Below are 21,889 nucleotides of genomic sequence, written 5' to 3' on the forward strand. Positions count from 1 at the left end.
CCTCCTGAATCATCGGCGGCCGGCGGACTCCCACCAGGCGTCGAACTGCGAGATCGGGATCGGGTCGCGCCCGAACTTCTGCTGCTTGCGCTTCTCCCACCAACGGGCGAACCGTTTCGGGCGCGCGCCCTTGCCGCGCCGAAGGTTGAAGTTCGCCGCCTGCAGCTGGTCGACGAGCACGGCGAGCACCTGCTGATTCCACGACGGGACTTCGTGCCCGTGAACGGCGGCACCCAGCGCGTTGCCGGGGAGCTTCTGCCACCGCCGCACGAGCACGAAGAGGTCGCGCCAGTTGAGGGCTTCAGAGCCGATGTCACGCCAGCGGATCCCGGCGGCGATCAGCTCGAACTCGACAGCCTCCTGATGCTCGTCTACGAGGTCGAGGAGGCCGAGGATTCCCCCAGCGTCACGCTCGACCCGGTGCGCCAGGCCGTCGCGAACTCTTCGAGCCCCTCGCGTGTGAGGGTGTCGAACGCCGTGAGCTGCTCCTCGTCGAGGTAGTGCTCGATGAGGGTGAGGATCTGGTCGACCTGCCCCAGCTTGCGGATCTTGCGGATGACTCCGACCTCGATGTCCTCGAAGCGGGGCAGCGTGATCTCGGTCTCGTCGATCGTGTAGTGGAACTTCTCCAACATGGGAACCTGCTTTCTGGGAACCGGTGGGGTGGTACGTCGCGACCGGGCGGGTTCCCGGCGCCCGGCCGCGACGGTCTGACAGATCAGGCCGAGACGACGCCGTCGTCCAGGAAGATGTAGACGTTCTTGCCGGCGGCATCCGGGTACGTGGTGAGCGTGACCGGAAGGGTGATCGCGGCGGAGGCGAGCAGCGAGATCTCGCCGCGTTCGGTGACCTGGCCGTGGGGAACGAAGATCAGCGCGCGGCGGTCGCCGTCCTTGACCTTGATGTACCAGGCCTTGATCGGGCGAGCCTCGCCGGCGATCGCGGCGCGGGTGAGCTTGCCCGTCGATGCGGTCGCGGCGGTGACCTCGACGTTGTCGTCGCCCATGTAGTTCTTGAGCGCTTCCTCCGACAGTTCGAGGTGAGCCCAGGCGAGCGTCGCGTCGAACTCGGTGAGGATCTTCCGGATCGTCTTCAGCGACCAGTCCTTGATCGACTCGGTCGACTCCGTCGGCGTGACGGTGACGCCGTCCTCGCCGACGTAACCGGAGTCCTTCAGGCCGGTGAAGACGAAGTCGTCGATCGTCTCCGGGATGACGTCCGTCTCCGGACCGGTGAGGATCGCTCCGGTCGTCGCCTGATCGGGCGTACCGACGAACACGTTCTTGCTGTTCACTGACATCGCAGTTGCCCCTTTCAGGCATGGATGAGCGCCGCCCCGGTCGGGACGGTGCGCGAGTGGGAACTCAGGCCGTGACCCTGCGGAGGTCGACGGAGATCAGGGCGGTGAACCGGAAGTGATCCGGCACCAGTGGGTTCGGCAGGTTCTGCGGGAGCGCGATTGTGCGAGACCGGTAGACGGTCGCCCCGCCGAGAGAGCCCGCTCGGGCGGCGGCCTCGATGATCGCGAGCATGAGCGCGCACAGGTCTCGTGCCTGCTGTTCCTTCACGGAGTATCCCTCGATCGCGAGAGTCGGCGAGTCCGTCACGATGTCGCGGCCAGACCCGCCAGAGGCGATCAGGCGTCCGAACACGTCCGGCTTGGGGTTCTGTGTGGGGATCTTCGTTCCGAGGCTCCGGGCGGCCGTCGTGACGCTGGGGAATCCGTGGAGCGGGAGCATGGTCGACAGCTCCGCGAGCGCACGCACCTCGGGGTCTGCGGGGATGAGAAGTTCCACGGTCACCTCCCGGCATCGATGGCGCGTGTCAGCGCACGATCCTCGGCTTCCGCGCGTCTCGCCTCCGTCGTCCGCGATGTCACGAACACGACGACACGGTCGCGGTTCTTCGTCGTCGAGGCTTCGAAGCCCTCACCGGCGGCGGTCGCGATGCGTTCACCGCGCGGCGCAAGGTTGTCGGCGACTTCCTGCGAGGCGAGCAGCTTCCGAATCGCGTCGCGGTTGACCTTGATGCGCATGCCCTTGACAGCCATCAGCCCTCCCAGGCGACAAGCAGCAGGATCGTGTGCGAGGTGCGCAGCGACGGTCCGGGTTGGCGGACCACGGCACCCTCGATCTTGAGCTGTTCGCCGAACACGAGGATCCGGTCATGGCGTTCGACGTCGGCGTCGAACGGTCCTCGAGCGGTCCAGCGGATCGATGCGCCGTCGCGGTTCTGCATGTCGGCGGTGGTGTTGCCGGCGTCGAGCGCCCACCCTGCCAGGTCGACGGCGGTCGCGTCTGTGAAGTCTGCCTCGGTGCCGCCGCGGCCGTTGTCGACCATGTCCGGTCGTTCGCGCACGAGCGTGTGCCGTGCGACGACGCCGCCGATCACGGCAGCCACCCGATCTTGTAGGCGGCGAGTCGGTCGTGGTCAGCTGCCTGCAGGGCTCCGGAGCTGCGGGCGTAGGTGACAGAGACGCCGCCTGCCTGCTCGCGGGTGATGCCCGTCGGCGAGCCGAGCGCGCCGGCGGCGAGCTCGAGCGTCAGCGTCACGAGATCCGCCGGCACCGCGGCAAAGCCTGCGGTGAAAGTCACGGACCGGCGACGACCGCAGAGGTTCGTCCACCCGGTCGTCTTGTCGAACTCGATCGAGTCCACGGCGAGCACGGTGCCGTCGATCGTCGCGGCGGTGATGGATGCGATCGCCATCGCGGGCAGCCAGACGTGCTCAGCGAACGGGCCGACGCGCTCGAACGTGAGCGCCTCGACCTTCGCGATGTGCCAGCCGCACGCGTTGCGGATCGTCTCCGTTGCGGCTTTGAGTTCCTTGTCGAGGAACGGGTGGTTGACGGGGATCGCGCCCTGCGACCGATCAGCCATTTCCTGCGCTGTCGCGAACGACTCGGTCTGAAGCACCATCCCCGCCACCCCCTGCTACTCGCTTGCGTCCGGGTCGGACGCGTCCTCGACGCTGCCCGCGGGCGGCGTCACGGCTGCCGGCTCAGCGGCCTTGTCGGCTGCGGGCTTCGCAGCCTTGTTGCGGGGCGTGCGCGCCTTGCGGGGCGCGCCCGTCTTCGCCGGCACCTTCTTGGCGGCCGGCTTCCCCTCGGGCGACGTCGACTGGTCGAACACGCCGAGGCGCTTCGCTTCGTCGTCGCTGAGCTTGACCGTGACGGTGTGCTCACCGCGACGCCCTGAGGTGATCGTGTATCGCTTGAGGCTCATGTCCCCTTGCTCCCTTGTCTCGATGCGTTCATCGACGGGGATCACCGTGGTGCTTGGTCCGCAGGACCGGTGCGGTGCACCGCAGACCTTGCATTTCGCCACGATGATCCCTCTCGACTTACGCGCTCAGATCGATCTCGACGAATGCCGAGGGTCGGGTGACGCCGAACGCCTCGCGCTGCTCGCCGAGGATGGCGACGAGGTTGCGGATGAAGAAGTCCGCGTGCGAGTCGGTGGCGGTGATGGACGCCTGCTCACGGTCCCAGATGACCGCCTTGCGGTAGTCACCGGTGAGACCGGTGCCCGCGGGCATCGCCTCCGACTCGACGACCGGCAGGCCGTGCAGCGTCGGCACGGCACCCGCGACCGCTTCGTTGTTCGGGTTCTTCGCCAGGCGGGCGAGCTGGATCTTCTCCCAGTCCTCCGGGTTGAAGATGTAGCCGGATGCGACGGCGCGGCCGCCGGTGCGGACCTTCGTCTTCGCCTTGAGCGTGGTCTCGATCAGCGGGTCGAGACCTGCGACCGTTGCCGAGTACGCCTGCGCCTGGGTGCCGGAGGTGTTCAGGATGCCGGTGAAGTTCTCACCGGATCCGTTGCCGTTGAGGATCTGGTCCTCTTCCTCCTCGGCCAGGTCGGCGCGCAGCTCGTCGTCGATCAGACCACGCAGCTGCTTCGCGTCGGCGAGGCCGCGCTTCGTGGCGGGGATCCACTCGGCGATCGTCTTCACCGCCGCGGTGACCTTCTCGAAGGTCATCGAGCCCTCGGGCTTGTAGCCGCCACCGGCGGCCGGCACAAGTGCACCAGCGGTGCCGGGTGCGGTCGGTCCGGCGGCCGTGGTGGCCTCCGGGACGACGGCCGCGCTCGACGGCTGCGTGAGCTGCCGCACGTACTCGACGGTGTCGGACTCGGTCTGGCGGATCGAGACGAGGTCGCGGATCGTGAGCGGACGGCGACCGAGGGACTCGTAGATTCCGGTCTGGTCCGTGTTCACGAACGCGCCGGCCGACGCGTCTGCGGCGCCGGTGACGAGGCTCTTCAGGCCGAAGGGCGAGGACTGCACTCGCGCCTTCTCGTTGATGTGGCCGCCACCGAACTGGCTCATCAGGCCCTTGTATTCGGTGGACTCGACGAACATCTGGCCGATGCTCTTGAGCTTGGTCGGCTGGTGGAACGCACCGGGTGCCTGCTTCTCGCCGTCGGGCGTGCGCTCGAGGCCGAGGTCGAAGCCGATCGCGTCGAGGCGTGCCTTGACGTCCGCGGACTCCTTGCCCTTCTCGAACTTCACCTTCAGATCCTGGTAGGCCTTCAGGTGGGTGGTGACGGCCGCGAGGTCGTCGCCGACGATGTCGCCATCGCCGTACTTCAGCGAGATGTCGCGCGCAGCCTTGAGCTCCGTGCGCATCTGCTCTTCGAGAGTCGTCGACATGACGTCTCTCCTTCCTCCCCCGCAGGGGATCAGAGGGGTTAGAACTCGGGTTCGAGTTCGATGAGCTGACGGGCGCGGGCGGACGACATCTGCGCGGGTTCGTGGGCGGCCTTGGCCCCTGCGGGCTCCTCGGCTGCCTTGACCGGTGCAGGCGCGCTGGCCTTGCTGTCCTCGTCGGGTTCGAGAGAAGCCAGCACGCGCCCGATGGACTCGTGTGCGGTGCGCAGCTCGTTCTCGTTCTTGGCCGAGATGACTCGGCCAGCCTTGACCTCAGCGGCGATCCGGTCGGCGTGGTGCGCCGCGGACTTCACACTGAGCAGTTCTGTTTCCTGGTTGGCTCCGATGGGCGTCGGGCCGACCTCGTAGAGCTTCAGCTTCGTGAGCTCCCAGACCGAGTCCGGGTCGCCCTCGGTCTTCACGATCGTGTACGCCTCGATGTCGTACGCGAACGAGAACTGAGTGACGCGGCGGCCTTTCAGCAGGCGGTACACCTGCTGCGCCTTCGGGCCTTCGAGGTCGATCTGGGCTTTCACCCAGAGGCCGTCGTCGGTTTCCTTCGCCTCGAGCACGTGCCCGATGTTGTAGTCCGGGTCGTCCATGCGGTGCGACCAGTAGACCGGGATCGGGTCGCCGGAGGCTTCCCACTCGGCGAGGGTGTCAGCGAATGCGCCCTTGACGACGCGGTCGCCGTAGCTGTCCACGTTTCCGAACACGGACACGATCGCCTCGAAGACGCCGTCGTCGAGGTTGTCATCGACGCCGACCGCTTTGACACGCACGTCGCATGCCTTGGTGAACATGGCTCCTCCTACTCGAACTTGATATCGACGTCGCAGGAACACCCGGCGACCTCGTCGACGTCGAGCGCCGAGCTGTCGCCCGGCCACTTGGCGCCATTGCTGAACACGGAATCGATCGGGACCGTCTCGCCTGACATCTGGGCGTGCGAGGCGCGCGGGTTGCTGGACGTGACGATCCACGTCTTCGTCGCCCCGCGGGAACCGCGCACCTGCTTGACGGCTTCGACGCAGGCAAAGCCGGCGAGCGACGTTGCGAGGGTCTGACCCCCCTGCTGTGCGCGGGCCGACTTGGCGACCTCAAAGACCTGATCGACAGCGCCTGGCCCGTCGTCAGTGTCGAGCGCCGCGACGATCGATGATTCGGTCGCCGCGTTGATGCTCTTCGCGTTGGACGTCGACACCGTGCGCATCCACGCCACGGTCTTGTCGACGTCGTACTCGTCCGGGTCCACACCGAGCTGCTCGAGCTGCTTGCGAGCGACGTCGACCGTGATCGACGATGACAGCGCCAGGAGAGTGTCGCCGAGCTCGCGGTTCCACCGCTCGCCGTCCCACCACTCGGCCGCCTTCGCGCCGAGCGCGGAACGCACCGAGCGCTCCTGCCGGGCGAAGAAGTCCGAGAGCACCTGAGTCGCCTTCGCGATCTGAGGCTCTGTCGCGCGTGCCTTCGCACGCGGGACTGGGCGCACCCACCGGCTGGCCTTGAGATCGTCGACCGCTTCCTGGTCGACGTTCTCCGGTTCCTGCGGGCGCTGCACGGTGACGGGCAGTAGCCCGAGGTGCTTGATCGGATCCAGGCCGACAGCGACGAGCGCCTCGACCGGGTCGAAGCCCGAGCGAATCAGCGTGGCCGCGGCGTTCACGAGGGTCTGAATCTCATCTGCGGTGAGCGCATCGGAGGTCGTCGCCTCGAGCTCGGGCAGCGAACCGCCACCCGATCCCGCCGAAGCCTGATCGGTGGGAGAGGCAAGGCCGCCGACAAGCACGTTCAGCGGTACGACGAGATCGTCGGCGCCTTCGATGCGCGGCATGTTGACCTTCGCGCGTGCCTCGTTCCGGGTGAGGAACGGTGCGCCGACGGACGTCTGAAGCTGCGAGACCTGCTCTTCGAACGAGCCGCGCAACTTCTCCATCATGTTGAACTCGTTGTAGAGGTCGTCGGCGTCGCCGAAGTCGGGCAGGATCTGCAGCGCGATCTCCTGCTGCACCTCCTGCAGGATCGGCCCGAGGGTGTCCTGGTAGAGCATCTTGTGCTGCTCTTCGATGTTGCCGAACGTGGCGTGATCCAAGATTCCGACCATGGGTGGCGGGATGAAGTACGCCGCGGCGGCTTCCTCGCGGGAGAGCTTGCGCGCTTCGATGTACTGCATGTCCTTCGCGGAGTGGCCGGCGGCGACGAACGTCATGCCGTCCTCGAGCACGGGCGTTCCGCCGCCCTCGGTCGCGGTCTGTCCGGCGTACTGAGAGCGCCATCCTGTCGCGAAGCGCTGCCGGGCAGGGTCTGACCAGTCGGGTGCGCCGACCGGGCGCTGGATGTACCCGCCGATTCGTGCACCGTTGCGCATGGCCTGCTCGCGCATCTGGCCGGCCGCGTACTCCTCGGACAGCACACGCCGGAGCGACTCGATGGGCGAGAGCCCGTAGCGCTCGTCCTCGGGGTTGTAACCCCGGAAGTAGACGACGTCCTTCGCGTCCAGAGTCGTCGTTCCGCGGTTGCCCTTGATCTCGAACCGTGTCGGCGCGAGCCAGTTGTCGTCGTCCTTGATCGTCCACAGGCGCGGCGGAATCCGTACCAGCATCGACCGTCCGCCCTGGAACGTCTTCACCCACAGTGCACGGTCGTAGATGCCGCGGTCTGCGATGAGCGAGAAGATCAGGCGGTAGCCCGTTGTGTACGGGTTCGGTGCGCGCATCATCTTCGCGAACGGATGATGTGTCACACGCTCGCGGTCCGAGTCGTCCAGGCGGCGGAACGTGTGCAGCGAGAGCTGCGCGACGTTTCGGGCGAGGAAGTCGACGACCGTGCGCACCGACGGCTGCTGCCGGTAGATCGCGGAGTAGTCCTGGGACAGGTTGTCGCTGATGCGCAGCGCTGTCGGCGCCTGATAGGTCGGCTTCTGGACGGCGAGGAGCTTGCCCTCGGAGAAGGTGAAAACCATCGTGGCCCCTCCCCTACGGTGCCTGCACGAAAAGTACCTGCGCGCGGTCGATGACGGTGTCGCCATCGAGCGGTGCCGGTGCCGTGCCCTGCTCGAAGTAGGTCGCGTTCTTCAGGACGATCAGGTTCCCCGGGTCGCGGTACAGCACACCCGAGATGGATGATCCGTCGGTGAGGTTCACGATCACGGTTCGGTGCAGCAGCACCTTGCGGAATGCGCCCATGTCAGCACCTCTCGTCAGACGACCATGAGGTCGTTGCTCTCGTAGGCCGATGCCGAAGTCGGCGCCGGGTTCGTCTGCAGCAGGCCCACCGCGGCGATGAACGCCAGCAGCGGCGAGGCGTCCGCCGGGGATGCCTTGCGGTCGATTACCCAACCGTCACCGACGGCCTTGATCTGCGCGGTCGATGCGGCGACATCGAGCACCGGCTGCGCGCCGTGCGAGATGCGGACGCGATCGCGGAACTCGTCCTCGGTCTCGTCTTTCGGCGACTCGTCGGTCGCGGCCTTGCGGATCATGTCGTAGACGGCGCCGTGCCATCCGGCGAGCTTGTCCTCGCCCCACGGCGTGACCTCGATGCCGGCGTCCTCGAACTCGCCCCACATCGACGAGATCGGCGCGCCTCGTCGCTGGAATGCGACGTGCGTCGGCGCGATTTTCCTCGCCGGAGAGAGCAGCCACGGCAGCACCCAGTCGGGACCGGCGCGCTGTGCGACGATCTCACCGCGGATCCGCCCCTCGGTGTCCCAGAACGCGAGCGCAATGTACACCATCGTGCGGTCATGCGACATATCGATGCCGTAGCACGCAGGCCGGTCAGGGTCGCGGGTGACTTCCCGCTCGACGCGGTCGTTCTTCGCGTCAAGCGTCGCCGCCCATGAGCCGGTCGGGAACGGACCGGTTCCGAGCATGTTCACGAACTGGCACATCACCTCGGTGCGGAACACCCACTCGGGGTCCGTCGAAGCGGCGGCAGCAATGGAGCGCAGGTCGATGGTGTAGCCGAGCGAGGGGTTCGCCTCGGCCCAGCCTTCGCGATCCCACACGCCGCGGCCGGGCGCCGATGACCACTCGAAGATGCCGAGCGAGTCGTCGACCTCGGTCGTCTCGTCCTGTGAATCCCCGAGCTTGTCGAGGTCGTCCATGCCGTCTTTGCCGTCCGGCCAGCCGAGCGCGCGGTGCGCGAGCGAGCGGAGACGACGGAGGACGACGGATGCCATGTCGCCGGCGTTGGATGCGGCCCAGATCTGTGCGAGCTTGCGGGCCATCGTGGTCTTGGTGACCGCGCCCCACGCCTGCCAGTTCTGATGTTCGCGCAGCTCATCGAGCAGCACGAGGTCGCCCGAGAGGCCACGGCCGCCGCGCCGCGATGCCGCCGCAACCTTGTACCGCTCGCCGGAGTCGAGGCGAAGCGCCTTCTTGCCGTTCGTGCGGTCGACGTGCTCGATGAGCTCGGCGAGCTCGGGGATGCCCTCGGCGATCTCGACTGCGCCCGACCACTGCTCCTCGGCGATGTCGAGCGACTGCGCGGTGCCGATGACGAGCGGGGCGCCCTCGGCGAACATGCGCCACAGGGCGAGCACCTGCATCAGCGTCGACTTGCCGTTCTGGCGAGCGACGAGCAACAGGATGGTCTTGAAACGGTAGGTTCCGTCGGGATTCAGCTCGAGCGCTCGGATCAGCAGCGCGCGCTGCCACGGCAGCAGTTCGATCTCGAGGATGTCCTCGGCGAACTCGATGCAGGCGAAGCCCTTCGACGTCTCCGGCGTGAGCTCGCGCAGAGGCGGCGTGCAGATGCGCGGCTCGGTGCATCCCACGCGTCGGCGGAATGACTCGGTGCGCGTCGGCCCACCGACGGCCTTGAGGTATGCGGCGCCCGGCCCCTTGGTCGCGCTACGCCGAGCGGCCCGAGCGGAGGGCGGTGAGCTTAGCCTTCTTGCCACCTTCGCCCCCGTCCTTCACCCCGAGCGCCTTCCGGCCGGTCGGAGTGAGGCCGAGCTGATCGCAGTACTTGAGGTACGCCGAGATCGAGACGTTGTCGTTCTGCGGCACCGTCGGGCGACCGCCCTTCGTCTCGGCGGCATCTTCGAGAGCCCAGTCGACGATCTGATCCCACGCGTCGATCTTCCGCGCGAGCGCGCGCAGCGCTTCGACCGCGCCGGCATCCATATCGGTCAGGATCTTCGACGCGGCGTCGAGCGACTTCTCGGTCGCGGCGACCATGTCGACCGCGTCTCGGGTCGTGACGATCGAGGGCGTCACGCCGTCGATCAGCTTCTCGCGCATCTCGGGCGTCAGCGACGACGCCTCCATGATGCGGTCGGCGATCACGCCTCGAGCAGCATCCGGCGAACGCGGTGTCACGATCGCTACGGGGTCGATGTCGAGGTTGTTCGCCTCCATCAATCCGGACGCTTTCGTGGCGGCCATGACGATCACTCGCATTAGGGATACTCCTTTACCGCGCGCGACCCCCTCCTCACGGTGCGGGGGGAGAGAGATCACTGCCGGAGAAGTGGCCTCGGTCGTCAGTCTGTAGAGTTTGAGACGCCCCTACCCCGCTCGACGTAACGGGGTGCCCGCGTGTCGAGTCGGCCGCTAGTCCGATGTACGTGTCACTGTTCCCTCAACGAGATGAGAGGAGGTGACAGACATGGGCAATGACAACAGCAGGCACGTCGTACCGAACTCGGACGGCGGATGGGATGTGAAGGCTCCGGGTGCAAGCCGGGCTTCCTCACATCACGACACTCAGGCTGATGCGATCAATCGCGGACGCGACATCATCGGCAACGCTGGTGGTGGAGAGCTGAACATCCACGGCCGCGATGGGCAGATCCGGGCGAAGGACACGATCCCGAAGGGGAACGATCCTCGCAGCAGCAAGGGCTGATCTGAAGTGCGGGAGCCGGTGGCAGGGGAAGTGCCACCGGCTCCCGTCATGTCACTGAGCCTTCGCCTCAATCGGCGCGTCCACTGGGGCAGATGCAGACGGCTTCGGTGCTGTCGGCTTCGGAGTGCGTTTGCGGACGGGCTTCGCAGCCTGCTTCTCGGTGGTCGCCGCGACGGCGTGCGTGCGGTGCCAGGTCGCGCCGTCCTTCGTCACCTCGTAGTGACCATGGCCTGCGTGCGTGGTGAAGGTGGTCTCGTTGACGTGCACCTCGACGGTCTTGCCCTTCAGGGGTCCGTCGGTGATCGCGATCCTGCGCATGTTGTCCATGGTCAGAACTCCTCGCTGGTCTCGCCCATCGTGGGCTTCGCTTCACCGGCCTGCTTCGACCGGTTGCATCGCGTGTGCGATGGCTGACAGTTGGTGGGATCGAGGAGCAGCTCGGGCTTCCCCATCGCGAGGCAACGCTTCCGGCTGATCTTGTGATCGAGCTCGAAGCTGTTCGATGCGTTGCGTGGACCGTCGTACTCGATGTCGGCCTGACCGCAGAGGGCGCACGCTGCGTTGCGTGCCCGCCACTCGGCCTTGAGCGCCGCCCGCAGATCCTTGTACGCACGCGAGTGGATGACGTCAGACACGATCGCCTCTCGCGAGAAGACTGCGCCCCGCTGCGCATCACCGCTTCAGTGTGTGCATCATGCGACCATCTCCGACTGCTCACTCGACCGTCGACCCGATCCAAAGCGGGACTACCGACGTGACGTCATGGCAGCAACGTCGCTCGGCAGAGGGATGTGAGCGTGTGGCGGCGGGGCGCACCCGGATACGACGAAAGCCCCGCCGATCGAACGGCGAGGCTTTTGGTCATGGTTCAAGTGCAAGCACAGCTTAACACAAGAAATGGACACATTTGACACATTTCTGTAGTCATCCGCTCCAAGTGCTCATCAGTGTTCCGACCACACCGATGCCAATTGCGATCGGCGCGGTGACGAGGGCTACTCGGACATTCTGACGAGTGTCGGCGCGCCGTTGCTGGGTCTCGACTCGAGACTCGCCACGGAACCTGATGCGGTGATGTGGGGCGTTATCTTGACGTTGAGCAGAACGAATCCCTGCGGCCGCTCTCTGGATCGAGCTGAAGCTGGCAAGTGCTATCACCGCAAGGATCAGCGCATGGACCGGCACGGGCAGTTCGACTGTCAGCGCAACCCATACCCAGGCGGCGACGGCGATCGGAATCGGAATCAACCACCAAGCCCAGCGAAGTGCTGGCCAGTCGGGATGATGCGTGGCGTTCGCGTAGACATATCGGGCTACCTCACGCGCGATGGCTCCTGTCGTTCTCCCGAAGATCACCTGCCCGTTGACGAATACCATCGCCTGGGGTGCCACGACTTGGACGCTCACTTCGGAGACTTTGTCCGAGACCTCCGGCTTGTCTTCCCAGACGCTCACGGTCACCTCGAGCTGCAGTTGGTTCCTGTCGGGGACACCTAATCCCCGGATGCGGTCCTGATCGACGACCCGGTCCCGAAGCTTGTAGACCGCGTTCGATTCGTACCGCACTGTGTTTTGCGTGGTCAGCAGATCCGGATTCATCTCGGTGAAGACCCCGGCGCTCTTCACTATCTCCGGAATCTCCTCCGCGAGGTCGAAGAACGTGTCGATGTCCAGCGTCACGTTGCGCAGCGAAACAGGACCGAGGTCCGCCGCGGGCAAGCGCGGCCCATAGAGCCAATCAAACATGGCTCACATCTTCGCACGCACCCGGCCGATAGGACGCCTCCGACTTGCGGCGCATTGGTCGCCCGCCGATAGAGTTCCCCCATGACAGTGGACGTCCGAAAGCCGCGATGCTTCATCGCAATGCCGATCACCACGCGGGCCGATGACGTCGGTCGGTTCGACGGCGATTCAGACCACTGGATACACGTGATGGAAACGATCTTCGTTCCTGCGGTCGAAAAAGCTGGCTACGAGGCGATCCGACCGGTTACGCAGGGCTCCCATATGATTCACGGCGAGATCATCAAGCACCTGTCGACTGCCGACATGGTGCTCTGCGACCTCTCCACACACAATCCGAATGTGTTCTTCGAGCTTGGGGTACGCACCTCCCTGAACAAGCCGGTCGCGCTTGTACGAGATGAACACACCACCCTCCCCTTCGACACATCTGGCCTGAACACTCACGAGTACGACTCCTCTCTTCGCGGATGGTCAGTGGGCGAACAGGTATCGAAGCTCGCGGCTCACCTGCGTGCTAGTGAGGCAAGCTGCGCAGGGACCAATCCGCTCTGGCGCCATTTCGGATTGACCATCACCGCTGCACAGCCCGACCCGGAAGGGTCAATCACTGACGCCAAGCTTCAACTGATCCAAGAAGATCTGAGCAGCCTGAAACGCGTGATCGCCACTGCGGCAATTCGGAGCAGCGCCGTAGCCAATGCGCCAGCCGTGGTCCAGTTTCTAGCAGAAGGACTCGCACCGTTTATTGGCGCACCTCTCTTGTCGTACTCGTTCTACAAAGATGGTTTCGATATCAGCCTGTTCTACCCGCCGACCGTGGGCGACGTGGACACAGAGGGCCTCACCGAAGAAGCAAGGTCACACGGCTACGAGTTGGTGAGACTCGGACGAAGCGACGAGAACTTCTGGCTGAGCCTCGACGAGACTGACAACCTGCGCCGCAACAGAGCCACGTCTGCCCTCCATGAATAGGTTGTCTGGCTAGCTGGATTTCCGTGGGCGCCCCCTGCGCGAACGCATTCTTCTCTCGGTATCTAGCACGTCATCAACGCGGAATCGGCCTGCGAGAGGCGTGAGCTCTCCGGAGGCCACCCACCTGCGGATGCGGCGCTCGGCCGATGAAAGCGCCGCATCACCCTGAACGCGCGCTGCGGCCTCTGCGAGTGTGATCCAGGTTCTCACGCTGCCTCACCTTTCTTCAGCGCGGCCACGGCCAGCACGTCGTCTTGCCAGTAGCGGCCGAGCTGTGGTTCGAGGAGGTTCTGCTGCACCCAACGCCGCACCGTGCCTGTCGTGCGCTCCACGAGGCGCGCAGCGTCCACCAGGGTCAGCCAGCGCGGGTCATGCGGTCGCACCTCGGCCGGCGCAGGCTCCGCGAACACCGACGCCCACAAACCGCCGTCATCGTTCGAGTTCGCCTCCCAGTCGCAGCCCTCCGTCGAGCAGCGATACCGGGCCGGGCGGCCATTGCGTCCGGGCTGCACCCGCACGGCCATCAGGTCGCACTTCGGGCATGCTGCGTGCGCCCACCGAGGCGAGTCCTCGAGCGGCCACCGGACAGCGGCATCCGCGACCGTCCACACCTCCGGCGCTCCCCCGTTGACGACGACGACGCCATCGCAGAGCGCGCCGATCTGATGCGAGTCGTTCGCCAGGGCATCGAGATCCTCGAGGATGACGTCGACCGCGAGCTGCACGATGTGGTGCGCGGCATCCGCCATAACCCCGGCGGGGAGGCCGGCGCCGGGGCGGTCCTCCCCCGCGACGTGATTCGCCCACATGTTCAGAGTCGTCGTGATGTCGTTTGACGCGTCGATCAGGTCAGCGGCCACGGGTGCCGGGATCTCGATCGACGACGACTGCACACGCACCCGGTCGTACGCCGCGGCCTTCGTCGGGTCCGCGATCGAGCGCAGGTGACCGACGAGATCTGCGGCATCCTCAAGGTGACGACGCAGGCGTCGGTAGCAGGACTCACACAGCAACACAGCGTCGCGGGCCTCGACCTGCACGCATCCCATGCAGACCGTCGGACCCGAGTAGTCCTGCTCACTGTGAGGGCACGCGGCATAGTGCTCGCCGCGCACGGTGCACCCACGTATGCAGTAGCGATCAGACATGCTTCTGCGCCTCCTCGAAGTCCTCAGGCCAGTTGCAGTTCAGGTGGAATTCGAGCGTCCAGCCGATCGGCACGACGTCCTTGCAGCTCGGGCACGTGCGCGACGGTTCACACCCGCACGCGCAGTCGATGAACTCGTCACCGTCAGAGAGTGACTGGTGTATGCAGATGCTGTGCTTCCCATCCCTGCACTCAGGGCAGACCGGCCGCGTCGATTCCGCCGCCTCTGCCAGCTTCTGGATCTCCGCCGACGTAGTGGCTGCGGCCTCGGCGACCTTCGTCCATGCCGCCTCGTGCTCGCGCACTACCTCCACGGCCGTTTCGGCGAGCCTGCGCACGTACCGCGAGAAGTGCTCTTCAGTCAGCGCGCCGGAGCCGCCGTCGTACGCCTCATCCGTCAGCGCCTTCTCGATCTCGGTCGTTAGGTCAGAACGGTGTGTCGTCGCCATAGGTCCATCCCCCATCCGTGGGCGCCTCGCTCGTCGCCCACTGCTGTTCCTGCCCCGGGGCGGATGCCGCCGGGCTCTTCTGGCCGCCGCTCGAGGCCGCACGAGTGACCTGTGCAGTCGCGTAACGGAGACTCGGGCCGATCTCATCGACCTCCAACTCAATCGCCGTGCGCTGGTTGCCCTCACGGTCCTGATACGAGCGCTGACGGAGACGACCCTGAGCCATCACGCGCATGCCCTTCGACAGGCTGCCGGCGACGTGCTCGGCGAACTCCCTCCAGCACGACGCACGGAGGAATAGCGGGTCGCCGTCCTTCCACTCGCTGTCCTTCATGGTGCGAGGCGTGCTCGCGATCGTGAAGTTCACCACCGGGAGGCCGTTCTGCGTGTACCGCAGCTCGGGGTCCGCGGTCAGATTGCCGACGACGGTGATCACGGTCTCGCCGGCCATCAGACAGCCTTCCCGCCGTGGCGGTGACCGCGGGTGATGTTGTAGGCGAGCTTCTCCTCGATGATCGCTTCGAGGTCGATCCCCCACGCGCCTGCAGCGTCGAGGGCTCGGATCACGATGTCCGCCAGCTCCGAGGGCACGCCCTCCGGCTTGAACGGTGCCGCGCCGGTTCCAACCGCGAACGGGTGCGCGTCCGGGTAGTAGGTCTCGTCGACCGCGTGCCCGTTCCGAATCTCCTCGATCGCCTCGGCCACCTCGGTGGTGATGAGAGCGAGACGCGTGATCTGTGAGTTCACGCGCGCCTTCCCATCGAGCTCTGCCTCATTCGTCGTGCGCCAGCCGTTCGCGGCGTTGATCTCGCCGACCCGCTGCTGCAGCTCCTTGATCGTGCTCATGCTGTCTTCCCCTGTTCTGCGAACCACCGTTCGCGCTCCACGACGATCACTCGCCGCAACTGCTCTGTCTCGTGCTCGTAGTCCCGTGCCGCTTCGACGGCCTCCGGGATCTCGACCCGCTCGCGCTGCAGCTTCAGCAATCGCGGTCGGGAGTCTTCGAGGTGTTCGATGAAGTCGGCGAACCAGTAGTCGGCTGACGTCCACGGATCAGAAGGTCTCATCGCTCCACCCCTCTCCGTTTCGCATGTCCCAGCGGCGAATATCCAGGAAGTGCTTGTTGCGTAGCCGCGCGTTCTGGCAGGCGATGCAGGGTTCCAGCACTCCCCCGGGATGGTCTTCGCAGAATGGATTCGGTGGGAGCACTTCTCGCGACATGCGGGCTGACGGAGTCTCGCCCGCACGCACGCTCGCCCGCGCACCCTCGCTCTCGCTCTCCCGCTCGCTCCCTCTCTCCCCCGCCAGGAGTGACTCGCGAGGCTCTCGCGAGCGCCTCGCGAATGGCGGCGGCTCCGGCAGCTCGGACTTCGTTGGCCGGTCGATACGGCCCCAGTGCGTGAACACGTACAGCGAGACGCCGCGGTCCTCGTACAGGGTCAGGACGTCCGCCTCGGCCAGCTCGAGCAGGTGATCCACCAGCACGGACTCCGTCACGTCGGACTGCTCCGGATAGACGTCGGCGAGGATCTGGCGCAGCTCGACGCGGCCTCGGCCGTGGTCGTCGGCATGCATCCGAAGCCCCTCGGCTGTCGCTCTCAGCGCCGGTGGCAGGCGTCGGATCTGCCGGAACGCCTCGACCGTCATCGTTCTTGGTCTGCTCAGCGTCATGGCGAATCGTGCCCCTCAGGATTGCGTCTACTGCTGCCGGGAGTTCGTTGAGCGGAATCCGGTAGCACTCGGTGTACCCGCGGCCGCGGCGCAGGATGATCTCGGAATCGTCGGCGGAGGCGAAGGCGCGCGGCCAGGTCTTCGCGAGCTCGCGGAGCGCGTACGGCTCCCAGGCGGCGGGACTGTCGCGCATCATCATGAGCACCTCGCCGCCGGTGTCGACCATGTGACGGATCCGGGAGTCGCGCCACATGATGCCGACCTTCAGCACCTGCTCGGCAGGCCAGTACACGGCGTAGACCGTCCCGATCGTCGGGCGCTTCATGCGACACCCGCGATCGCGCGGAGCCGCCACTGCATCCACTCGTCTCCGTAGACAGAGCACCCCATCTCCATCGCCACGGCGGCCGAGATCCGGATCCGGCGCAGCCCCTCGAGGCGATACCAGGCGAACTCGTGCGGGAAGTAGACCGGCACCCGCTCGGGGCAGGTCACCCAGCGGCGGACCTTCCAGCCGTTCGCGAGGGCCTTCGTCTGCAGCTCGGCTTCGCAGGCGGCGTTGCAGATCATGCAGAGGCTGAGGCCGTCCACAGCCGTCGGGATGTTCTTCGAGCCGCCCTGCCCCACCGCGCGGCGGTGCTGGAAGGTCAGCTCAAGCGCACCGCACATCACGCAGCGGTAGCCATCGCGGAGGTAGACGCCCCGGCGGGTCTCTTCGGTCGGCTTGGTCACGATGCCACCGCCTTCACGAGAGTCCCCGCGTCGGGGCACAGCCGAGCTGCGCGTTGCATCGCGACGAGAGCACGCGTTCCGAAGCCGTACATCGCGAGGGGCATACTCGATCTCTTGCCCGCGTGAGTCGGATGATCGAAGGGGAAATCCCGCATGAGCCACACCGCGGATGCCGCACGAAGCATGGACTGAGTCCAACGTGCGTTCGCAAAGGGCCCTAGGAATAGGCCGCCCTCGTGCACTTCGGCGTGAGCGATGAATCGATCCGCCCACGGCGTGGTGTTGGAGAACGGAGGGTTGCACCAGACGAACCCTTCCCACGGATGCACGAGTCCGTCGTCGATCCTGGTGAGTACCCGGCTTGCGGGCACATGAGTGATCGCATCGACCGGGCTCGCCGGATCAAGATCGAAGGTCTCTCCGAGCGCGTCGAAGATCCACTTCGGAGTGAACCGCTCGTCGGTCTCTGTGCGCGGCACCTTCTCTTCGAACAGGGGCAGCGTGTTCATGAGGCCACCGCCAGGAGGAACTCGGCGACGGCGTGGCCGAGGTCGCGCGCCGCGGGCGGCGTGACCGCGTTCCCGGCCTGCTTGACCTTGTCGCGCTTCGATCCGAGCAGCAGGTAGTCGGACGCGAAGCCCATGCCCGCCTGGATCTCGTGCGGTTCGAGCATCCGGAATCCGGCGTCATCCACGTCGAGGCTGATCGGCGCGCTCGGCTCGATGAGCGACTGATGACCGCCCGTGGTGAGCGTGCGGATCGGTTCGGTGATCGGTGTGGACATCTCGGCGCCGCCGAGGTTGTTCCGCATGACGAGGGCATGGTGGTTGCCCTCGGCGCTGACCGTGTCGATCGGGTGCGTGGCGGGCTTCGCGACTCCGTGATTCCGAAGCGGCACCAGCAGGCCCGTCTCGTTACGTGTCGACTGGGTGCGCATCGGGTCCGCGGCAGATGCTGCGCTCTTTCCCTCGCGGCCTTCGACCGGCACAAGCAGCGAAGCGTGAAGCCCACCAGCGACGATCGACGGCAGCTCGCGCGTGATCGGCTCGGAGCGCGTCGCGTCGGCGCCGCTGACGTGGTTGACGATGAGCGGCGGGACCGCGAGGCCGTGCTCGGCGCTGCCGGTCTGCACGGGCATCGGCGATCCGATCTCGGCGATGCGGAGATACCCGGATCCCGTGGTGACACCGTCGTACGTATTGCCCGCCGCCTTCGCGATGAACGGCGTCCAGTGGCGTTCCATGCCTCGGCGGATGCGCTCGACGGTCTTCTCGGCGAGCGGCTTCGCGCGGTCGCCGATGCGAGGCGCGGGGATCGACCAGTCGATGATCGACGCGGCCGGGAGCCATCCGGGCTCGACGACCTGCCAGCACTTCGGGCACCGGTAGAGGTACTGCGCCCGGTAGCGGCCCCACTGCTCGGTCTTCTTGAACGCCTGCACGGCCTGGATCTCGCCGTGCTCCATGCACAGCGCCATCGGGCTGGTCCACTTCGCGACGTTCGGACCGGTCAGTCCCTTCTTCTTCGATGCGAGATCTTCGCGCCACATCACGATGTACATGCGGTCGCGGGACTGCGGCGCTGGGAGTCCGCCGATCTGCGCGTGCATGCTGTTCAGCCACGCGAACTGCATGCGGTAGCCGATCCTCTCCATCGCCAGCTGCCAGGCCGGGAACTGGTCCCACCGGTACGCGTCGACGACGTTCTCGAGGATGATCGCCATATAGCGGTGGTGCTCGGCGAAGCGCGGGATGTCCCACATCGTCGCGCGGGACCGGTTCGCTGCCTCGTCTGGGAGAGGTATGGTGCCGTCGATCTCGAACAGTGCGAGATCCTGCTGGCGCTGCCGCTTGATGCCCTTCGCGATCGAGTGGTTCGTGCACTCCGGCGATCCCCAGAGCACGTGCGTCTTCGGGAAGTAGCGCGGGTCGACCTGCGAGATGTCGGCCTGGGAGTGGTCGGTCTCGGGGTGGTTGATCTGGTGCGACTCGATCGCGAGCGCCCAGTGGTTCGCGGCGATCACGACGCGGTATCCTGCGGCGACGAGCCCACTGCTCGATCCGCCCGCTCCGCAGAACAGGTCGGTCACGGTCAGGCCGTTCCACGCCACCTCGGGGTGCTGGTATCCGGTGAGTGCGTTCATCGGTGAGCCCCGAACTGCGCGGCGATCGCGCGATTGATGTTCAGCATCGAGTTGACCTTCGTGCGCAGAGCGCGCTCGGTGCCGGCGGCGTAGTGGTACTCGGCCTTGACGTTGTGCCAGGCCTCGAGTTCGTCCTGCGCGTCGGTGTCGGCCATCGCGCGGGCGAAGGTGGCGGGCACGTTGTTGCGGCCGTAGTGGGCGAGCTGCGTCTGCTTCTTCGCGATGTAGGCGCGCTCGGCTTCGTAGCGGCGTCCGTTGATCTCGAGCATCACGTCGGGCAGCTTCTCCATGAGGCCGACGGTCTCGCGGATGAAGTACTCCATCTCGGTCGGGTTCGTGGGTCGGTATTCGAGCAGCTGCGCGCCCGTCTTGATCGTGAACGTCGCGGCCTCGGTGGTCATCACCTCGCCGGTGGCAGGGTTGGTGTACATCAGCGGCGGCCCTTCTTCTTGCGAGAAGCGGCGCGGCGCCCCGCGCGGTTCTGCGGCGGCAGGTAGTCGCGCGGCGCGGGCCGCTCGGTCGCAGGTGCGTCCTCGGCGGCCGCGTCGGACAACGTCGCGGCGGGCTCCGGGGTGTGATCGAGGGCCCAGGCGGATTCGGCGATCGCCTTTCGCTGGTTGCGGGCGGTGCGGTGCAGGTCGGTGCCGGCCTTGTCCGGGGTGAAGGCGCGCACGGCGCGGGCGTCCTTCTCGATCACGTCGATCTCTTCGATCGTCGTCGCGGCGAGGAACTCGGCAGCCCAGTCGCGCTCGACGACGGGCGCGGCATCGGGCTTCGGCTCGGCATCCGGTTTCGGCGCGGCGTCGGTGGTCGGCGCGGTCGGCAGGTCGCGCTCGTCGACCTCCTCCTCGATGCGGATGTCGCCGAGGAGGTCGCGGAAAGTCTGCCGGAACGCGACCATGCGGACGGTGCGGCCGAGGTGGCGCATCGGCGAGCGGTCCCACTTGCCCGACCACTCTTCAGAGGCTGCGGGGTACTGCTCGGACCAGCGGATCGTGACCTTCGTCGGGATCCGGACGCCCTTGCGGTACACCTCGACGCGCGCGAACTCCGGGTGAGCGACCTCGACGCGGATCTCCTCGCCGCTCGCACCGGTGATGATCGTTGGCGCCCACGCCTCGGTCCATGTCTCGCCGTCGTCGGAGAACTCGACTGGGCCGGTGCCGTCCCACTCCCCCGAGGCGTGCACGATGTGCTCGACCTCGCCGATGGTCTTCTTCTCGATGAGTTCAGTCGTCGACATTCTCGGTCTCCTGGAATCGCAGCGACGAGCGCCGGTTGGTCTTCGGGTACTGACGGGCGGCGGTCGCTTCGATGAGCGCGAGTTCGACGCGGAGCATCTCGGCGTGGTTGTGGAGGCCGGGCTCTGCTTCCTTCCACGCGGCCTCGTCGATCCCTGTGGACTCGGAGACGGAGACCTGGAATCCGCCGTGCTCGGTCATGCCGACGGCGCCGAAACGCTTGGCGTGGGGCAGGTTCGCGGTGGCCTTCTTGACGACGGCGTTCGCCTTCTTCTCAGCGGCGGCCGCGGCGTCGAGGTCGCGCTTCAGCGGTGCCCACTCGGCCATCGCGGCGGTGACCTCTTCCGGGAGGTCGTCGACATCGGGGCATCCGGCGTCGCGCCAGGCGATGAAGTCTTCGGCGCGCTCAACGAGGTAGGCGATCATCTCGTCGTCGCGCGTGACCGGGATCCACGTCGCGCCGTTGACCGGCGGCATGTCGTCCTCGTCGCGGACCTCGAAGCCGTACAGCGCGTACTCCGCACCGAGTACGTGGATCTGGAACTGCATCTGCGCCATGTGCTCGATCGGGATCGTGTCGGACTCCCAGCCGAACTCGTGCGACTTCACCTCGACGACGACGAGAGCGCCGTCCTGGTCGATACCGATCGCGTCCGGGGTGGCACGGAGCAGGTCATTCTCGGCGGAAGCCCACAGCGCGCCGTTGGGGGTGAGCGATGCGAGGTGGTCGGCGGCTTCGTCGAGCAGCGCGGCCTCGCGAGCGTGTCCGGCGTCGGTGGCCTTATTGCCACGGAACGTCGAGCCGTTCATCTTCTGCTCGACGATCGTGCGGCGGGCCTTGATGCCGGCGCGGGCGACCCTCCACGCGTCAGAGGCGGTAACGCCCTCCCCGCGCTCGAGCATCCAGACAGTGCGAGGTGCGTCATCCGGCACGACGAGGCGTGCGGCAGTGATCTGCGGGGTCATGAGTTCCTCCCGGGAGTGAAGACGGCGACAAACGCGCCGAGGCTGATGAGGATGCCGAGCTCGGCCCCCGTGATGCCCGGCGCGGGCGCGAACGGGCCACAGAGCGCGGCGAGGAGGATCGCGGCCAGCAGCAGAAGCCACCGCCACGGAGCAAGCGGCCAGATGCCGCGGCGCTCGGGCACGACAGAGTCGGTGCGGATCGCGTCGCCCACGTGCATGTCTGCGGTGACCGGTGCGAAGCCGCTCACCGCGACGGGCGTCTCGTCGGTATCCTGTGTCTGAGGCATGTGCTTGCCTTTCGTTTTCGGTGGGGCGT

At 66.5% G+C, this 21,889-nt stretch carries 33 protein-coding genes; 3 read left to right on the plus strand and 30 right to left on the minus strand.

Annotated features, from left to right (window positions below):
- Nucleotides 1-9 precede the first annotated feature (9 nt).
- The 14 genes from ASF63_RS10090 to ASF63_RS10155 all read right to left on the minus strand — a co-directional run bounded on the left by ASF63_RS10090 (nucleotide 10) and on the right by ASF63_RS10155 (nucleotide 10,040).
- Nucleotides 10-276 carry a hypothetical protein gene (locus tag ASF63_RS10090; RefSeq protein ID WP_056513168.1) on the minus strand — a complete coding sequence of 89 codons (267 nt, stop codon included), beginning with the start codon at nucleotides 274-276 and terminating at the stop codon, nucleotides 10-12.
- A gap of 95 nt (nucleotides 277-371) precedes the next feature.
- Nucleotides 372-635 carry a hypothetical protein gene (locus tag ASF63_RS10095; RefSeq protein WP_056513170.1) on the minus strand — a complete coding sequence of 88 codons (264 nt, stop codon included), beginning with the start codon at nucleotides 633-635 and terminating at the stop codon, nucleotides 372-374.
- An 83-nt stretch (nucleotides 636-718) separates the two neighbouring features.
- Nucleotides 719-1,300 (minus strand): hypothetical protein, encoded by a 582-nt coding sequence (locus ASF63_RS10100; RefSeq protein ID WP_056513173.1) that lies wholly within the window; start codon nucleotides 1,298-1,300, stop codon nucleotides 719-721.
- Nucleotides 1,301-1,364: 64 nt separating this feature from the next.
- On the minus strand, nucleotides 1,365-1,796 hold the full coding sequence (locus ASF63_RS10105) for a hypothetical protein (RefSeq protein WP_157534307.1): 432 nt from the start codon (nucleotides 1,794-1,796) through the stop codon (nucleotides 1,365-1,367).
- A gap of 2 nt (nucleotides 1,797-1,798) precedes the next feature.
- A complete protein-coding gene (locus ASF63_RS10110) occupies nucleotides 1,799-2,050 on the minus strand; it encodes a hypothetical protein (RefSeq protein WP_056513179.1) in 252 nt (83 codons plus the stop codon).
- Nucleotides 2,050-2,400 (minus strand): hypothetical protein, encoded by a 351-nt coding sequence (locus tag ASF63_RS10115; protein WP_056513182.1) that lies wholly within the window; start codon nucleotides 2,398-2,400, stop codon nucleotides 2,050-2,052. Before ASF63_RS10115 ends, ASF63_RS10110 begins: the two co-directional genes overlap by 1 nt.
- Nucleotides 2,388-2,918, minus strand: a complete 531-nt coding sequence (locus ASF63_RS10120; protein ID WP_056513185.1) for a hypothetical protein — start codon at nucleotides 2,916-2,918, stop codon at nucleotides 2,388-2,390. The genes ASF63_RS10115 and ASF63_RS10120 overlap by 13 nt, the downstream gene beginning before the upstream one ends.
- 15 nt (nucleotides 2,919-2,933) lie before the next feature.
- A complete protein-coding gene (locus ASF63_RS10125) occupies nucleotides 2,934-3,224 on the minus strand; it encodes a hypothetical protein (protein WP_056513187.1) in 291 nt (96 codons plus the stop codon).
- Between the two features lie 118 nt (nucleotides 3,225-3,342).
- Entirely contained in the window at nucleotides 3,343-4,650 is a 1,308-nt protein-coding gene (locus tag ASF63_RS10130; RefSeq protein ID WP_056513189.1) for a phage major capsid protein, read from the minus strand.
- A 38-nt stretch (nucleotides 4,651-4,688) separates the two neighbouring features.
- A complete protein-coding gene (locus ASF63_RS10135; protein WP_056513192.1) occupies nucleotides 4,689-5,450 on the minus strand; it encodes an HK97 family phage prohead protease in 762 nt (253 codons plus the stop codon).
- A gap of 8 nt (nucleotides 5,451-5,458) precedes the next feature.
- Nucleotides 5,459-7,609, minus strand: a complete 2,151-nt coding sequence (locus ASF63_RS18835) for a phage portal protein (RefSeq protein WP_082478047.1) — start codon at nucleotides 7,607-7,609, stop codon at nucleotides 5,459-5,461.
- 13 nt (nucleotides 7,610-7,622) lie between these two features.
- Nucleotides 7,623-7,832 carry a hypothetical protein gene (locus ASF63_RS10145; RefSeq protein WP_056513195.1) on the minus strand — a complete coding sequence of 70 codons (210 nt, stop codon included), beginning with the start codon at nucleotides 7,830-7,832 and terminating at the stop codon, nucleotides 7,623-7,625.
- Nucleotides 7,833-7,846: 14 nt separating this feature from the next.
- Nucleotides 7,847-9,427 carry a hypothetical protein gene (locus ASF63_RS10150; protein ID WP_056513198.1) on the minus strand — a complete coding sequence of 527 codons (1,581 nt, stop codon included), beginning with the start codon at nucleotides 9,425-9,427 and terminating at the stop codon, nucleotides 7,847-7,849.
- A 76-nt stretch (nucleotides 9,428-9,503) separates the two neighbouring features.
- Nucleotides 9,504-10,040, minus strand: coding sequence for a hypothetical protein (locus tag ASF63_RS10155; RefSeq protein WP_235560767.1), 537 nt, complete (start codon nucleotides 10,038-10,040; stop codon nucleotides 9,504-9,506).
- Between the two features lie 223 nt (nucleotides 10,041-10,263).
- Here ASF63_RS10155 and ASF63_RS10160 point away from each other — a divergent pair, with 223 nt between their 5' ends.
- Complete coding sequence (locus tag ASF63_RS10160; RefSeq protein ID WP_056513204.1) at nucleotides 10,264-10,503, plus strand: DUF2188 domain-containing protein; 240 nt, start codon at nucleotides 10,264-10,266, stop codon at nucleotides 10,501-10,503.
- A gap of 51 nt (nucleotides 10,504-10,554) precedes the next feature.
- Here ASF63_RS10160 and ASF63_RS10165 read toward each other — a convergent pair whose 3' ends face one another.
- The 3 genes from ASF63_RS10165 to ASF63_RS10175 form a co-directional block, all read right to left on the minus strand.
- Nucleotides 10,555-10,830 (minus strand): hypothetical protein, encoded by a 276-nt coding sequence (locus ASF63_RS10165; RefSeq protein ID WP_056513206.1) that lies wholly within the window; start codon nucleotides 10,828-10,830, stop codon nucleotides 10,555-10,557.
- A 2-nt stretch (nucleotides 10,831-10,832) separates the two neighbouring features.
- A complete protein-coding gene (locus ASF63_RS10170) occupies nucleotides 10,833-11,138 on the minus strand; it encodes an HNH endonuclease signature motif containing protein (protein WP_056513208.1) in 306 nt (101 codons plus the stop codon).
- Between the two features lie 289 nt (nucleotides 11,139-11,427).
- On the minus strand, nucleotides 11,428-12,249 hold the full coding sequence (locus tag ASF63_RS10175) for a hypothetical protein (RefSeq protein WP_056513211.1): 822 nt from the start codon (nucleotides 12,247-12,249) through the stop codon (nucleotides 11,428-11,430).
- A gap of 81 nt (nucleotides 12,250-12,330) precedes the next feature.
- On the opposite strand from ASF63_RS10175, the gene ASF63_RS10180 reads away from it, so the two are divergent.
- Nucleotides 12,331-13,224: a hypothetical protein gene (locus ASF63_RS10180; protein ID WP_056513214.1), complete on the plus strand. Its 894-nt coding sequence runs from the start codon at nucleotides 12,331-12,333 to the stop codon at nucleotides 13,222-13,224.
- Between the two features lie 206 nt (nucleotides 13,225-13,430).
- Here the strand turns inward: ASF63_RS10180 and ASF63_RS10185 are convergent, their stop codons facing one another.
- From ASF63_RS10185 to ASF63_RS10210, 6 genes are read right to left on the minus strand one after another with little or no spacing between them, the layout of a single operon-like run.
- Nucleotides 13,431-14,372, minus strand: coding sequence for a hypothetical protein (locus ASF63_RS10185; protein ID WP_200934010.1), 942 nt, complete (start codon nucleotides 14,370-14,372; stop codon nucleotides 13,431-13,433).
- Nucleotides 14,365-14,820 (minus strand): hypothetical protein, encoded by a 456-nt coding sequence (locus ASF63_RS10190; RefSeq protein WP_056513217.1) that lies wholly within the window; start codon nucleotides 14,818-14,820, stop codon nucleotides 14,365-14,367. Before ASF63_RS10190 ends, ASF63_RS10185 begins: the two co-directional genes overlap by 8 nt.
- Nucleotides 14,798-15,271 (minus strand): single-stranded DNA-binding protein, encoded by a 474-nt coding sequence (locus ASF63_RS10195; RefSeq protein WP_056513221.1) that lies wholly within the window; start codon nucleotides 15,269-15,271, stop codon nucleotides 14,798-14,800. Before ASF63_RS10195 ends, ASF63_RS10190 begins: the two co-directional genes overlap by 23 nt.
- Nucleotides 15,271-15,666, minus strand: coding sequence for a hypothetical protein (locus tag ASF63_RS10200; RefSeq protein ID WP_056513224.1), 396 nt, complete (start codon nucleotides 15,664-15,666; stop codon nucleotides 15,271-15,273). Before ASF63_RS10200 ends, ASF63_RS10195 begins: the two co-directional genes overlap by 1 nt.
- The gene (locus tag ASF63_RS10205; RefSeq protein ID WP_056513227.1) at nucleotides 15,663-15,887 is read right to left on the minus strand and encodes a hypothetical protein; all 225 of its coding nucleotides are present in this window, start codon (nucleotides 15,885-15,887) and stop codon (nucleotides 15,663-15,665) included. Before ASF63_RS10205 ends, ASF63_RS10200 begins: the two co-directional genes overlap by 4 nt.
- Nucleotides 15,874-16,395 (minus strand): hypothetical protein, encoded by a 522-nt coding sequence (locus ASF63_RS10210; RefSeq protein ID WP_157534309.1) that lies wholly within the window; start codon nucleotides 16,393-16,395, stop codon nucleotides 15,874-15,876. The genes ASF63_RS10205 and ASF63_RS10210 overlap by 14 nt, the downstream gene beginning before the upstream one ends.
- Before the next feature lie 191 nt (nucleotides 16,396-16,586).
- Here ASF63_RS10210 and ASF63_RS19535 point away from each other — a divergent pair, with 191 nt between their 5' ends.
- The gene (locus tag ASF63_RS19535; protein ID WP_268770562.1) at nucleotides 16,587-16,721 is read left to right on the plus strand and encodes a hypothetical protein; all 135 of its coding nucleotides are present in this window, start codon (nucleotides 16,587-16,589) and stop codon (nucleotides 16,719-16,721) included.
- 91 nt (nucleotides 16,722-16,812) lie between these two features.
- On the opposite strand, the gene ASF63_RS10215 is transcribed toward ASF63_RS19535, so the two are convergent.
- Genes ASF63_RS10215 through ASF63_RS10245 form a run of 7 tightly spaced genes read right to left on the minus strand, consistent with a single transcriptional unit; the run spans nucleotide 16,813 to nucleotide 21,860 of the window.
- On the minus strand, nucleotides 16,813-17,223 hold the full coding sequence (locus tag ASF63_RS10215) for a hypothetical protein (protein WP_056513234.1): 411 nt from the start codon (nucleotides 17,221-17,223) through the stop codon (nucleotides 16,813-16,815).
- Entirely contained in the window at nucleotides 17,220-17,732 is a 513-nt protein-coding gene (locus tag ASF63_RS10220; protein WP_056513236.1) for a DNA N-6-adenine-methyltransferase, read from the minus strand. The genes ASF63_RS10215 and ASF63_RS10220 overlap by 4 nt, the downstream gene beginning before the upstream one ends.
- Nucleotides 17,729-19,366 carry a DNA cytosine methyltransferase gene (locus ASF63_RS10225; protein WP_056513239.1) on the minus strand — a complete coding sequence of 546 codons (1,638 nt, stop codon included), beginning with the start codon at nucleotides 19,364-19,366 and terminating at the stop codon, nucleotides 17,729-17,731. The genes ASF63_RS10220 and ASF63_RS10225 overlap by 4 nt, the downstream gene beginning before the upstream one ends.
- Entirely contained in the window at nucleotides 19,363-19,797 is a 435-nt protein-coding gene (locus tag ASF63_RS10230) for a hypothetical protein (RefSeq protein WP_056513241.1), read from the minus strand. The genes ASF63_RS10225 and ASF63_RS10230 overlap by 4 nt, the downstream gene beginning before the upstream one ends.
- The gene (locus ASF63_RS10235; RefSeq protein ID WP_056513244.1) at nucleotides 19,797-20,609 is read right to left on the minus strand and encodes a hypothetical protein; all 813 of its coding nucleotides are present in this window, start codon (nucleotides 20,607-20,609) and stop codon (nucleotides 19,797-19,799) included. Before ASF63_RS10235 ends, ASF63_RS10230 begins: the two co-directional genes overlap by 1 nt.
- Nucleotides 20,596-21,573 carry a hypothetical protein gene (locus tag ASF63_RS10240; protein ID WP_056513248.1) on the minus strand — a complete coding sequence of 326 codons (978 nt, stop codon included), beginning with the start codon at nucleotides 21,571-21,573 and terminating at the stop codon, nucleotides 20,596-20,598. The genes ASF63_RS10235 and ASF63_RS10240 overlap by 14 nt, the downstream gene beginning before the upstream one ends.
- Nucleotides 21,570-21,860 carry a hypothetical protein gene (locus ASF63_RS10245; protein WP_056513249.1) on the minus strand — a complete coding sequence of 97 codons (291 nt, stop codon included), beginning with the start codon at nucleotides 21,858-21,860 and terminating at the stop codon, nucleotides 21,570-21,572. Before ASF63_RS10245 ends, ASF63_RS10240 begins: the two co-directional genes overlap by 4 nt.
- Nucleotides 21,861-21,889: the final 29 nt, after the last annotated feature.

The organism is Microbacterium sp. Leaf320, from assembly GCF_001423485.1.
In the GTDB taxonomy this organism is placed as follows: Bacteria; Actinomycetota; Actinomycetes; order Actinomycetales; family Microbacteriaceae; genus Microbacterium.